Below are 13485 nucleotides of genomic sequence, written 5' to 3'. Positions count from 1 at the left end.
CAATCTAGGCCAGCAGATCGGATAATCGCCAGGCTACCGAATGACAGCCGAGCTTTAGTCGCGCTGGAGCAATTTTCTTTCGCTCCAGCGACCACCATTGAGTGCGGCTGATGCCGGTAATCGCACGACGATCCCGCTCCCGGACCAATCGCTCACACTGTCCCGAACGAGCCAGCAGCTTGGTGCGCATCTCCTCCGAAGGCGGATTGAAGGTTTTGTTACTCATTCTCCGTTACCTCCGAATCAACACTGGGATAAGTGGGAAACTGGGATAACCCATCAAGATCTGACAGCGAATTCAGATATTTTCTGATTCGCTCAGGCCATAGAGCGAAAAATCGTTCAAATTTCCCATTGATCTTTACTCTCAGGGTTCCACGACTCCTTTCGTTGGTTTCCAACAGGTCTTTCTGAATCAAGAATTCGATTTCACGCATATACCGAGTGGGCAGCCCAAAAAACCTTATGAAATTGGCTTTCTTTACTAGTAGCTGCTTTTCACCGTTCACCGTTCGCTTGAATCCTTCGTAGGGCGATTCGGCGATGCCCGTCTCGATAGGGGCGAAGCTGAATTTCCGGGAATTCATATACTCGTTGAGTTTCACCAGGATCCGATGATCTTCCTTATTGAATATGTGCCCTCTGTTTTTTATCCAGGCGTCAGCTACTTGATGCATTGCTCGCTCAGATTCTGCCTCCGTCCAGGGCAACAGGTAATTTCGACACGCCAGACATAGAGCTGAGGTAATCAATGCAAATCGCTTGATCACGCGGACGACCTGCGACGCCATATGCGACGTTGTCCACTGATCGGTATAACGGACAACCTCATGCTGAATGTAACCGGTTAACTCTTCCGTATTTTCTGTCAGCAGTTCGACCCATTGCCGGAATAACGTGCCATGCTGATGTTTGGAGCCACTTTTCAGCGCATCGACCAGCTCCTGGGAGCTGGCAAACCCATGCAATTCATCAAATGCGCCAAATCGCCCAAAAACGGGGATCTCAACTAGACGAGTCTCCTGCCCGGCCCTCACCGATTTTCCCATCTGCTGAAAAACCTCAGAAAGCCAGATCTCACCAGTGCTCAGGGCCAACGTCCGCCAATGTGTTTGCGTTGCCAGGTCTCCGGAAATATTCGCCCGAAGCTTACTAGATCCGTTCATGATATGATAAACCGCGACGTCCACATCCTCGGGCCGAGCCAGACCGATTTCATCGAGAGCCAACAACATATCATTATGCTCAGCCGCTACAGCGGCCAGTCCGTTGGCAGTGGATACCCAGCTTCGTAAAAATTCTGGAGCTCCACAAACACTCGCGGCTACCTGTAATAGTGTCGTTTTCCCAGTTGAACTGTTGCCGACAAGATGAAAAGCTCCGTTTTCAAGCTCAGCATGCTTCAGCAGGGGTGCAGCTAGGGCTACCCCGACGCTGAGGATCGCCAGCGGGTTGCCATCACACAGACTCCCTACTTGATCTTTCCACTCCTGCAGCGACCCGCTTTCCTGCAGTAGCGGCGAGGTAGATAGCTGCCCGACAAAATGGTGCTGCTCATCCGCCTGCCCTACTGTCCAGCCGTTCGTCGCGAACACCGGGCCATGCCAACCGGTACGGTCGACGGTTGTGGCCGGCGGCGCCTTGGCCATCTCCTCAAGCAAATAGCGCTGCAGGCGTGCCCAACTGGTAGTGCCTGGTTCGAGCGAATAGCCGGTGTCCACCAATAACTCTCGTATCTGACGCGCGTTATCGCCGTTCAGGTGTCGCGCGTAAACCACCTCGCGGAGAAGGACGTTATCCAGATTTTTCCACTGCAGGAGTGCACCATGGCCGTGCTTCTTGTTGGAAAGTCGGGTTCTGGCAATAACCTCAATGTACCCGCCCACTTTTTGCCATGCATCAGAGCTGAAGAAGTATAGCCCTGAGTCTCTCAATTGAAATTTCATTTCCCCCCCCATCACAGCTGATCAAGCCAGTCACGAACATCTTGGATTCGAAATCGCACAGCGCGTCCAGTCGGATTCGGCTTGATAGGAGCAGGAAAGCGACCTGACCGGACGTAGCGACGCAGTGTGGCTTGGGAAAGCTGAGTGACGGTGCAGACTTCTTCGTAGGTGAGTAAACGCTCGTTGTTATCGGTCGAAAACATGTGTTTCATCATGACTCCTGATTCGTTGTTTAACGGACAGGAGTGATTATGAGTAATCATAGAGAAACACCAGAACCGCAGAATTGCCCAAAAAGGGCGCAAAGGAGAGATTGCCCAGTAAGACATTGATTATTAAAAAATAAAAATCACAAAAAACCAGAAAAAGAACGTTATAATCGCAAAATTAGGGCTTACATGAGTGGGTTTTGTACATTTAATGACCAAGTTAGCTGCATGACTTTCACATGTGAAAGTCATTTTCCGGTCTTAGAATCATATTTTGATTCACGGGTGACAGTACGAGTTCGACCCCAAATTGCCTCCTTTAAGAAAGGCCTTTGCGAAGTCGTTTCAAGCAAGAATGAACAGCATCAGGCGATCGCTATTCAAATTAGTCTCATGAAGGCCGTTTCAGAGACCCATTCACGTCATATTAGTAAACGTCGAGTCTGGCTAACTTCAACAAGTGCCCAGCGGGTCTTTTTCGAGGCGCTTTAGGGTGCACCAGTCGCAGAAGCGCTGGCAGGGAGGTCACTGGACTGAACGCCCATCGGTTCCATCTGATTTGGAAAACTCACGCACTGGGATTCCGGCGACAATTTATCCAGATTGATAGCGTATGTGCAGGTCATATCTCCAAGAGGCGGCCTATTTGAGCGCATGGAATGAGCTCAGTGTTATCCAAATCAGATAGGTATGTGTAGCAATTGGAAAGTCCTCCAGGGCGGTAATCCTCTCGTCCTGGAGAAATATCCTTGCGTAGATGCCGGCACTAATGACACGTCAGTACAGGCTTACGCATTCCGTAACTCTTCAAACTTACCCCGAGGCAGCCATTCAATCGCCAGATCACGGCCGCAAACTTTTACAACGCCCTGGCTAGCGTTCGGTTTACCGTGCTCGGCACGATAAACCAGCAAGGTGTCTAGAAGCTCCATCAAATGCATTTTGAAGCCGGAACCCTTCAATGAATCGTGTTCAGTCTCCTCGAACTGCCAACGGGCATGATCGAGACGGTTATCATCGGAATCACTCAGAAAAAACACTTCCCCTTCTACTTGGTTATCTGCCAGGTACTGTTCCGCCAGTTGGTCTAGTCGGGTTTGATCGAAGTTAGCGTCGTAGCTCATATCTCGTTTCCTCCTGATAAAGTCGTGCTGTCAGCACAACTCAAGCCTGTTAAAAGTTCGTCCAGAACGCCCCGTTGTGGGCTATTAGAAAAATCGGCAAGGTGGATGATGCCTTGGTACTCAAGGGCTTCGGCGTATGTCATAACCCGAGGAAATATCTTGCTTTTCAGTGCAGCAGGCTCTGAAAGCTTCAGAGTCGGCATCAGGCCCTCTATAGAGCGATCAGCATCCTCTGTCAGCAGGCAGCCCACATGGAGCATCTTGGAGCCGTAAAACAGCATAAGAACCGCCTCTTTGGCCCATGGACCGGTCTCCAGTCGATAGAAAGCGCCACGGTTACGCGTCCCATTACGCGCTCGGAAAAAATTAAATCTAGGCGCGTAAAGGAGGCCGGAAGCATCTTTTTGAAAAGCGGTATGGACGAAGGGGCTCAGCAACTCTACGTTTTCCGGCCCAATCCTGGTCATGTCACCTTTACTGACAAACGGCTCGAATAGCTCTTCGAGATTGCTTGTTAATGCTTGTTCAAGCCAACTTGCGTGTATGGCAGGTAATTCTCTGGTCAACTGGATTGCCTGCTCGTGGTGTCGCTTTCCCTCGGCAATGCCCTCTTCGAGAATGTCTTTTAGCGTTTTCACCTTGCTCACATACTCCTTCGTTGCCCGTTCAACCACTGCCTGATAATCCTGCAACGCCCAAGCGATATGAGACTGTCGGCCAACAGCATTGACGCATGACTCAAGCCAAGTATGAATGCTGGCTTGTTGAGTATTTTTTCGGTAACTGAGATTTTGATAGTGAGCGACCGGTTGGCTGCAGGTGTTGAGTAAACGGGACGTCCGGTGACAAACCGTTAACCCACCCAAACCAAAGGCAGAGGGGGTCTGTCGATTTTTAGTCAGGTAAATAAACAGCGTCTCATCTGCCTGTGCCGGATCCGTAGCATTAATCACCTCAAGGTAACGCGCAACCTGCCGGGGCTGGTCCTGCGCATTGAGTTTGTTTTCGACAACGATCTGACGTTTACCATCAGTTATCCACAGATCAATCTGATCTCCTTGGCCATCCGGACAATGTTCTTTCAGTACGGTTACAGATGTCGGATCCAGCCAATCCTGTCGTCCGATAGCCTCCAGGAAGAGTTCCAGAAACCGCGTTCCCTGATAATGCTTCCCCCTTGGATTTAGCAGCGCATAGATAAACCGGGTATGAAGCCGGACTTCATCATTGACTGACAGAACCGAGCTGAGCAGGTTGAAGTCATTCCGTCCCTCTCGTTTTTGTTCTGCTTGTTCCTCGTCAAACGCTTCCAGCGCAGAAAAGAGCTCTTCCCATGGCTCCATTTACATTTCTCCTCGATAAAAAGTTAGAGCGGCACCAGATTTCGCTCTGAGGCGACTTAGCTTTCTCGATTAAAGCTCCTCATCGGCGTAGTGGCATAGTGAAGGAGCTATATCAATATCAGGTCATCGCGGTTATCTGAATGTGGGGAGAAATGGTCGCTTACAGCTATACATACCCACACACTTACCCTGTCACTCAGGAGAGGGTAAGTGTGTTAGTGGGTCCGTTTTGAACTGGCGTTGAGAGTAGCGCCTCACTCATACCTTTTTCTTCATCAATCGCCCAGTAGTATTGTCCATACGGTAATCAACAATACTTCCATCAATGATTCGTTTTACGACTTCCCGAGCGGTTTCGAGCGGAACAGAGAACCATTCTTTCGGGTGATATTCTTTTCCGTCTTTTCCGGTGAGCGTCATCTTAATTCGCTGAGCGTGCAAGAACCCATGAATGAGGGTCTCAAACTTGTTCGGATTCAAGTTGTAGCACTCTATCGACGCAAGTTTTTTGACTGGTGCTTCAAGGAACGCTGTATCTCGCTCCGCATTTTTTGTCCGCTCATCTACCGTCAGTTCGGTATAACCAATTTTCAGTAGATTCGGAATTTCCCTAAGTGCTGGCTTATCGCTCAACGTCGTGACGAAATAAATTTGACCAACCCTCTTATCCTTGTGATTTACATTGTTGAAAGCATCGACGATCGACTCAGCATCACGGATGATACTCCGTCCGTTGGGATCTTGGTAAAGTCGTTTTGCCAGAGACCGCAGGAGATGATTAGACTCCGTCCCATTTTCAAAAATTACTCTGAGCCTAGGGTTATAGCGACCGTCACGATCTTCTCGGTGCTCTCCAACCTCGTCTATTAGGCATATAACTCCTTCAAGAATGAAAGCATCACCAGGCTGTACCTGCGTGGCATATTGAAATCGAGTGGTCTTTGCATCGCTTTTCCTAAGCTTTAAGTGCAGCTCCTTAAAGATCGGCTCAAATGCGTAAAAATCATGACAAACTTTTCGTTGAGCGATCTCATCAGGTTCTTCTCGACTGCTCGCAAATGAAACATGAACCGGATCAAAGAGGGACTGGTCACCTTGTTCAAGCGCTGAGAATACCTCACTCGCAAAAATATCATCAAGTGAGGTGACGTTTTCCGCCTGACTCACGTCTGTTTTCGGTATTGACCCATCCGACTTGTTCAAGACGTGGGAAGCCGTCTGCTCATCATGTGCGCCAGTTTCTTCCTGATTGAACGACAGTGCGGACTCGGGAAGAAGATTATGACGGTCGTATGTTTTCAAAGCTGACAGGAGTTCTTCCTTCTCAGCGTAGCTTTTTAACCTTCGAGCGAGAAGCTTTTCCTTTAGGTCATGGCCATCAGCCTGCGGAGCTTTTCCTTTCTCATCGACGAACGCACTGATTTCTTCAAATCGAGAAACCTCAAGAGGTGTTGTGCCTGAACTAGATTTCTTTGCCTCGGCGTCAAAAAGACCGAATTCATCTGGGCCGGACAATACGTCATCTAGTGAAGGCCGACCAGCGGTCTTCCTGCTGTTGTGATAGATCGGTGGCATATCATATCCCTCTTACAATATCTGAGCCTGCGCTTTGCGCTCCTGATCCTTTTTTCTAAGATAGGCTAGCGCGAACGCTAGGCGACGCTCATACGGATCACCAGCCGTCACCGAGGGCTCTCGCTTTTTCTCGTTGAGAAATTGATTAATTCGGGGCCAGAGGATTATTGCCTCTTCTTCAGACATCTGTGATCGCATACCAACTACGGTGTCTTGAATGGTCTTGAGCACTGAGGGCGTCACGGATTTTGAAAGAACCTCGTAAGCTCCCTGGAAGGGGTTCACTTGACGAATCAGATCAATGTTTAGGCTCTCGATATTGACAAACTTTTTCCCAACACGAACAAACTTGCGATTAGGCTCACTGTTGCCAGCACCAGCGTCGGGAATCGACGGTTTATCTGTATCTCCCTGATAATCCAGTTCATCTTCTTGCACCCCTTCAGGCGTAATGATCTGAGCACCTTCAGGCAGGTCAGACTCATCGAACAGCCCTCCTGTAGACTGGATAGCCATAGAAGCGTGTACTGCCTCTGAGAGAGTGCTTATCTCGTTGTCATTCATATCTGGATAAAGCGTTTCCACGACCTTCGGAATTTCCACTTGCTCCATAACCTCCGGGTCATCATCACCTGTCACTGCCGGTGCCATGACTTCAGGCTTTTGGAGAATAGCGGCCTTGATGTTATCCATATTCTCCAGTGCCTTCATGACCTTGTCGGAGACAGGCGATGTGGTGTCTTCGATGACTATAGTGCCAGGATCGACTTCTTCGCCAGGCCGAACCCTAGACCTCGGTTTGAAGTTAACAGTGGGAGCCAAGACCTGCTCCATCAGTAGCGATACGGTAATCGCCTTGAGCATGTTGTTGACCGATGTTTTGACGTCGTCATCCTCTGCATCTGGCTGGGCAATCAGGTTGGTGAACTGGGCGTGTGATTTGCCTTCTGAATCGCGAGTCGTACGTCCGATAATCTGGATGATTTCGGTGAGCGAGGAACGATAGCCAATGGTCAGAACATGCTCGCACCAAGGCCAGTCAAATCCTTCCTTCGCCATTCCCAAGGCAATGATGATATCCATGTCGTCTGCCTTGGAAACATTCCTGAGATAGTTCTGCACTTCTACACGAAGAGGATTATCGTCGACCAGATCGGCAACCTTCAAAAGCCGTCCAGACTGATCCTTCACTGTAATAATTCCGGTTTTCATATCCTTCTCGACGACATCACCGATAGCATCGATGATGCAATCGACCTCAGAATACTTGTCCTTCGTAGACTCGACCGCGTTAACATTTGGAATATGAACAATCGTCTTCTTCGATGTGTCCAGAACCTCATGCACTGCATCTAGATACCGACCGGTGTAAAAGTGGTAGCCAATCCCTAGTGACTTCAGATACCTGTAGCCATTGAGTTGTTCATAGTAAGAATAGGTAACCTGGGTAAACTTCTCCTCATCCTCGGGCAACAGAATCGGAACGGCGTCGCCCCGGAAGTACGACCCCGTCATTGCTACGATGTGGGCGTTAGAGCCTGCCATAACACCATCAATTAGTTCTCCAAGCCTGTTTTCGCCGTCCGCAGATGTATGGTGGAACTCATCAATTGCCAGCAGGGTGTCGTTGAAGTCCGATGGAACCAATTCCTTGTATGCGTTTCGCAGAGTTGCATGGGTACAGATCAAAATGTCTGCGTTCGGATCAGCCGTGAAGCGTATAAACGCTTTGACCTTGCGGTCCTCTCCACCAGGTACGCAAAGATTGTAGTTCGGCTGCACCTCCCAGTCAGCAAAGAAGCCAGCGCTCATGAGATCAGTATCCTTGAAAGAGCCACCGATGGACATTTCGGGAACAGCCACAATGACTTTCTTCAATCCCTGGTGGTGCAGCTTGTCCAAGCCTAGGAACATGAGCGCCCGGGATTTACCCGATGCCGGAGGAGCCTTGAGAAGCAGATATTGCGCATCACGGGCCTCATACGCCCGAGCCTGCATTTCACGCATGCCCATCTCATTCAGGCTCGAGCTTTTGCCAGTCTGCTTGTACTGGACGGTCATTAGATCAGCCATGTTCACTTACTCCCTTTGGCTGTTTTCTTAGCAGGCTTCTGTGCTTTCTCTTCCGCAATCAATGTTTCGTAGCGGGCGAAGAGGTGCTCCAAACGCTCAGTGGTATTGTGGAATGGTCTTCCTTTGAATAAACAGTCTACTGCACTATCCAGTGTTTTGTGCGCGGCCAGAAGGGCATCAGGCATTTTTGATGGATCATACAGTTCACTTAATGACTTTTCGGGATAATCTTCCCTAATCAATAAAATATCTTCGGCAATATCAGCAATATTTTTCCGCTGTTCGCCACTTACTTCTGGCCAGGGAAAGGTGTGATAGACCAACTTGTTCGAATAGCTATAACGACTTTCTAAACGACCACAAGTTAATCGCATCCAGTCCAGATGGCATGCGGAGGAAACAATTCCGAAGGTAAAAATGTCTGCATCTGGGATCGTGAACACTTTATTCGTCGCAATATATGACTTGTCATAATACCCTATGGGGACATAAGGCCGTCTCTCAGAAGAGACGATCGGAACCACTAAATACCTTTCCGGATTTCGAGTATCCCTAAACAAATGAGGTTCTGACGCAAGCTCTTTCATTAACTTATCACTGCTAGCGAGCCGGTCACGGCGTGTGGCTTCTATGCGGTCTTTCACGAGAGGCATTTTTTCAATATCCTCTTCATTCGCATCTTTTAGCCATAAGCACCATCGTTCAATGCCATTAATAAACTCATCCGCACCAATGAGCCTCTTAAGCCATTTTTCCGCTAATGGCTCATTTTTTACCAAATTAATTTTTTCTGAGGCCGAGAGCGTTAATGGTGCGCTTTTGCTATAGTAATTCCCATATATCATTGGGCTAACCTCAAAAAGAGGTTTTGTCCTACTAGATATAGTTATATCGCTACCCTCTATCAGATAGGGGTTAATGTTGCTTACTTCTCGAAATCTCCATTTTTTATCTGACATTGTAAAAAGTTTTTTGGGAGATCCGTTATTAACATTGCTTTTATCACGAAGCCCTATTATGACAACATGAACGCCTGCATTACCCTTTGCGCTATTTCTCCAGGCGAACGATTGATAAGCATAGGATATTTCTAATCCACCTGACAGAACAGAAGGCCAGATAGTTGCAACTTGCTCCCCCTGACAAATAGAATTGGTCGATACGAACGCACACTCTGACTTACTTCCCCTAATGTAAGATGCCCCTTTCCAAATCCAGCAACTTACAAAGTCGAGCATTTTATATTTTCTGAAGGAGCTAAATACGAAGTCCATGTCAGAGTTTTGCTCAGGAGATCGATTTCTACTTGCAACGAATGGAGGATTGCCACAAATGTAAACCTCTCGGGGAGTGTTTTGATTGTCCGAAGTCGGGCAAACATCCCGCCATTCCATACGCAAACTATTTCCACACACTATATTTCCGGAATCTCTTAAAGGTAGTGCAGCATCCACATACCCGAACTTGTTCTTGAAAGCCACGTTCATCTGATGTTCAGCCAGCCAAAGCGAAAGCATGGCCACTTCATGTGCGAAATCATCGATCTCGATCCCATGGAACTGAGATAGCCTAATCCCTGAGTAATACATTTCAGTTTGGTCCGAGACTATATTCAGTGCATCAATAACCTCCATTTCGAGCTTCCGAAGCTCTTTGTACGCAATGATGAGGAAGTTGCCAGAGCCACATGCCGGATCAAAGATGCGTAGATTCTGGAGACGTATAAGCAATTTTTTAAGTTTTCGCCCGTTTTTCCGGCTTTTCTCAAGCTCGGCATACAACTTGTCGAGAAAAAGTGGCTGAATCACCTTCATGATGTTGGAGACAGAGGTGTAGTGCTGCCCAAGGCTTCCCCGCTGGTCATCATCAATGACCGCCTGGAACATCGAGCCAAAGATGTCTGGATTTATCTCAGACCAATCCATGCTCCCGCAATCAATCAGAAGTCTTCTGGCCTTTCTGCCAAACTCTGGAATAGGCTCATCCACCTCAAAGAGTCCACCATTAACGTAGGGGAACTCCTGGAAGTGAGCAGCCATAGATGCTCGCTCAGGTGCCTTATCATCCAGATTCAGGACAGTGAAGAGATCTGAGAAAAACTGATCGACGTCGGAGCCATCTTCTTGAGTCGTTGACTGAATGGCAGATGTCATCTGGCCATGAGCGAAGATGCCGGTGTCTTCGGCGTAGAAGCAGAACAACAGGCGAGTCAGGAAAACGTTTAGAGCATGAATGTCCTCAGCCTTCGAGAGGTCATTGCGTTCTCGGATTAGATCAAACAGCCGCCCCATCTTCTCAGAGGCTTTAACGTCAGCTGGATGCTCTGAGTACATGACTGCCTTCTCGTATCCAGCCAGCGGGAGAAAGAAGGCATACTGTTTGTCCAGTTCACCCATCGTAGTCTCAAGGCGCTCTTCTGCCTTGAGATCGAAAGCCACCAGGCTATTGAAGTCAGTGACGATGACAAAGCGGATATCGTTCCTTGACACAACTTCGCTTGCCTTGAGCGAGTCGGCTTCGGCATTCAAATCTATCCCCTCTGGAACGGTTCGGAAATAGAGCTTCTTCTTCAGCCCAATATCATTACCGCTTGCAACGTTCCGGCTATCGTCACCTTTACGAAGGCGAGTTATGGTGCTCTTCGGAAATCCGTAGGCATCAAGGAAGGAGAAAATGAACTCATTCGGATTGAGGTTGGAGCAGGCCTGCTCCATGGATTCGATAATGCGTGCCTGACTAATCGCCATGTACAGACTCCTGGTGCCAATCGTTTTTTTGAGCTTTCGGATACGAGCAAGTTATGAAGACAGAATAAATACTTAGCTCCAATTTAGATGTCGAATGATACGACAGAGGTATCAAACAGGCAATTCCGAGTTTCTGGATAGGTCGACACGTAACAAGCTGAGGCGCGGGCGCTATAAACGGCAATACAAAAACTATTACCTTTATCGCACCTCACTATCCCTCTCCGCGATTCTTGCCATCACCCACTCTTCGACTTCACTCTCCAACCAGGCCTTACGCTTACCCATCACGGAGATGTTTTTGGGGAAGTCGCCTTCTTTCATCAAGTTGTAGATGCTACTGCTGCACAGTGAGGTCTTTTCCATAACTTGTTGCAGTTTTAAAAGCTTCATGATTGGTCCTTTTAGTAAAAAGCCCGTCAGCTTGGGACGGGCTAGCGGAAAACTATTAATTAAATCAGTGCTCTGGAGGCTGTAGGCTATCTAAATGCGCCTCCAAGCGATCCAGCTGCTTCAGGTTTGCTCTGACGAGACGGCGCATGTGAGTGAGGTTTGCATTCATAATACGCACCATCTCAAAACCGGCTTCGGTCTCTTCAATGATGGGCCTTTCCCAGTCGTGAGCGCGGTTAAATGCGGGTTTTGAGTACCGGTGTTTCAGGGCTCGACGGATATGTTCACTGAAAACCGCATGCCCCTTACCGTTTTTCACCCGTACAAAGCTGTTGTAGTACCAGTGCATTTCTAAACTACCACGCAGCATTCTCACCCGGCAGCCATGATGGCCAGGGTAGCCTCTCGTTTCCTTGGTTCGATGAGCCTCATTATGCGCCCAAAAATGGTCCGACAGTCGCTGAGCGAGATAGCGTAGACGCGCTCGCTCCATGTCCAGGCTTTTGAATAGCGATTGTAGGTACTGTCGACAGTGATCAAGCGCCATTCGCCGCCCCTGGTAATGATCAAATTCCTTGGCACGCGCCATCTCGTGCCACTGCTCGGTAATCTCCTCGATAGTATTGGGTTTGTTCATTAGCATTCTCCTGTTGGTTGATGTTCAAGAAAAATGCTACTGGTAGTAGAGACAAACCCACGGGTCCCTAATTTGCCAATTTGGGCAAAAGTAGCCGTTTACCCCAAATTATCTGGAATTTTTATCGACTTGGCGGCGTGCTTTAAGCTTCCGGTTGAGAAATGCTTCCAGCTTGTCAGCATTCAGATATGAGATGCCGCAAATCGCCAGGATAACGGCAACAAAGCCGAGGAACGCAATGAGTGTGACGGACATATCGATCATGTGAGTTCTCCTGTTTCCGTTCTTTGAGTGCAAATTTCAGCCTATGCTGCATCTGACTCCCTTTGTTCCTTTGCGACAGAGGCAATCAGATGGCGCGAACAACCCAGGATGTCCTGGATTTCACTATAGCTATGACCGGAGCGCAGTAAACTGGCTATGTGTTGCCGCCTTTTCAGATCAGGTTGACGCCCCTGATACTTACCCTCGCTGCGAGCCTTGTTGATCCCTTGGTTCTGGCGTCGACGCCTATCCTCGTAATCTTTGCGGGCTACCGCTGCCAGCATGTCGAGCATCATGCTGTTGACAGCCTGCAAGATAGAGTCGGTAAAGCCGGTGTCGTCTTTTTTGTCCAATGCCAGCCAACTCGTTGGTAACTCGGGCGAGACAATCGCCAATCGCTTGGCTGCCAACTTCTGTTTGAGCGTATCCCAGTCCTGCTTTTTCAGACGGGCAAGCCGGTCTATCTGTTCTACCAGCACAATGTCACCTTCACCAGATTCGGCGATCAGTCGCATCAGTTCGGGGCGATGCAGCGTGGCACCGGAGACGTTCTCGGTATAAAAGGCAGCAATGCGCTGATCGTGTTGCTCGGCAAACTGGATTAGCGATGCTTTGGCCCTCGCGGCATTTTGTTCCTGGGTCGATGCTCTCAAATAGGCGCGTATAAACATTAAGGCCTCCTTGGTCTGTTATAGGTGGTTCCGCCTGGCCGGTCTGTTTTAAATGGTTCCTTATCATGTTGAACGGCTTGCATTGTTGGTTCTCCTGATGTGTACCCATCAGGAACCACCTCAAGAGTCGAAAAACTCCCCGAACGGATCATCTTCTCGGAGGATCGGATTGACTCTGAAGTCATCGAACGGATCGCCTGCGTCTTTTTGACTCCCGGTGCCGGAGGTTGTCGTGCTGCTTGGACCATTTTCTTCCCTACCACCATCTCGACTAAACGACGCCATCTTTTTCTCGAATTCAGGAAACGTCATTTGCCCATCGGGCCCCTTGGTGAAAACCGTCTTGTAAGCATCGACTGCGGCCATTGCGAAGCGAATGAGCAGTAGGACCACCCAGAGCACGAACAATAGATACCATGCGTAAAGCGCTGCATCGGTACCCCTTAAGGCGAGCTCCACAACTCCGATCCCGGCGAGCCCCACTGCTACTATTCTTGTCACCC

At 48.9% G+C, this 13485-nt stretch carries 13 protein-coding genes; all 13 read right to left on the bottom strand.

The annotated features are described in order from the left end of the window. Positions 1-4: 4 nt before the first annotated feature. The 13 genes from FCN78_RS00865 to FCN78_RS00810 all read right to left on the bottom strand — a co-directional run bounded on the left by FCN78_RS00865 (position 5) and on the right by FCN78_RS00810 (position 13441). On the bottom strand, positions 5-226 hold the full coding sequence (locus FCN78_RS00865) for a helix-turn-helix transcriptional regulator (RefSeq protein WP_077659151.1): 222 nt from the start codon (positions 224-226) through the stop codon (positions 5-7). Further along, on the bottom strand, positions 219-1946 hold the full coding sequence (locus tag FCN78_RS00860) for a DUF927 domain-containing protein (protein ID WP_077659182.1): 1728 nt from the start codon (positions 1944-1946) through the stop codon (positions 219-221). Before FCN78_RS00860 ends, FCN78_RS00865 begins: the two co-directional genes overlap by 8 nt. Positions 1947-1957: 11 nt before the next feature. Continuing rightward, positions 1958-2161 carry a helix-turn-helix transcriptional regulator gene (locus FCN78_RS00855; protein WP_459550365.1) on the bottom strand — a complete coding sequence of 68 codons (204 nt, stop codon included), beginning with the start codon at positions 2159-2161 and terminating at the stop codon, positions 1958-1960. A 782-nt stretch (positions 2162-2943) separates the two neighbouring features. Then, positions 2944-3279 carry a hypothetical protein gene (locus FCN78_RS00850; RefSeq protein WP_077659149.1) on the bottom strand — a complete coding sequence of 112 codons (336 nt, stop codon included), beginning with the start codon at positions 3277-3279 and terminating at the stop codon, positions 2944-2946. Further along, positions 3276-4622, bottom strand: a complete 1347-nt coding sequence (locus tag FCN78_RS00845; RefSeq protein ID WP_077659148.1) for a PDDEXK-like family protein — start codon at positions 4620-4622, stop codon at positions 3276-3278. The genes FCN78_RS00850 and FCN78_RS00845 overlap by 4 nt, the downstream gene beginning before the upstream one ends. Before the next feature lie 258 nt (positions 4623-4880). After that, a complete protein-coding gene (locus FCN78_RS00840; RefSeq protein ID WP_077659147.1) occupies positions 4881-6197 on the bottom strand; it encodes a GIY-YIG nuclease family protein in 1317 nt (438 codons plus the stop codon). 12 nt (positions 6198-6209) lie between these two features. Next, positions 6210-8270 (bottom strand): DEAD/DEAH box helicase, encoded by a 2061-nt coding sequence (locus FCN78_RS00835; protein WP_077659146.1) that lies wholly within the window; start codon positions 8268-8270, stop codon positions 6210-6212. A 2-nt stretch (positions 8271-8272) separates the two neighbouring features. After that, positions 8273-11017 carry a DNA methyltransferase gene (locus FCN78_RS00830; RefSeq protein ID WP_077659145.1) on the bottom strand — a complete coding sequence of 915 codons (2745 nt, stop codon included), beginning with the start codon at positions 11015-11017 and terminating at the stop codon, positions 8273-8275. Between the two features lie 201 nt (positions 11018-11218). Continuing rightward, positions 11219-11410: an AlpA family phage regulatory protein gene (locus tag FCN78_RS00825; protein WP_077659144.1), complete on the bottom strand. Its 192-nt coding sequence runs from the start codon at positions 11408-11410 to the stop codon at positions 11219-11221. A 64-nt stretch (positions 11411-11474) separates the two neighbouring features. Beyond that, positions 11475-12047 carry a conjugative transfer protein MobI(A/C) gene (gene mobI, locus FCN78_RS00820; protein ID WP_077659143.1) on the bottom strand — a complete coding sequence of 191 codons (573 nt, stop codon included), beginning with the start codon at positions 12045-12047 and terminating at the stop codon, positions 11475-11477. A 108-nt stretch (positions 12048-12155) separates the two neighbouring features. Next, entirely contained in the window at positions 12156-12311 is a 156-nt protein-coding gene (locus tag FCN78_RS15820; RefSeq protein ID WP_167483325.1) for a hypothetical protein, read from the bottom strand. Positions 12312-12352: 41 nt separating this feature from the next. Next, the gene (locus tag FCN78_RS00815) at positions 12353-12982 is read right to left on the bottom strand and encodes a recombinase family protein (protein WP_077659142.1); all 630 of its coding nucleotides are present in this window, start codon (positions 12980-12982) and stop codon (positions 12353-12355) included. Between the two features lie 120 nt (positions 12983-13102). Further along, on the bottom strand, positions 13103-13441 hold the full coding sequence (locus FCN78_RS00810; RefSeq protein ID WP_198534912.1) for a hypothetical protein: 339 nt from the start codon (positions 13439-13441) through the stop codon (positions 13103-13105). Between the last annotated feature and the right edge of the window lie 44 nt (positions 13442-13485).

Source organism: Salinivibrio kushneri, from assembly GCF_005280275.1.
In the GTDB taxonomy this organism is placed as follows: Bacteria; Pseudomonadota; Gammaproteobacteria; order Enterobacterales; family Vibrionaceae; genus Salinivibrio; species Salinivibrio kushneri.
The sequence above is the reverse complement of the archived record's forward strand: the minus strand, read 5'-3'. Positions and strand labels throughout refer to the sequence as shown.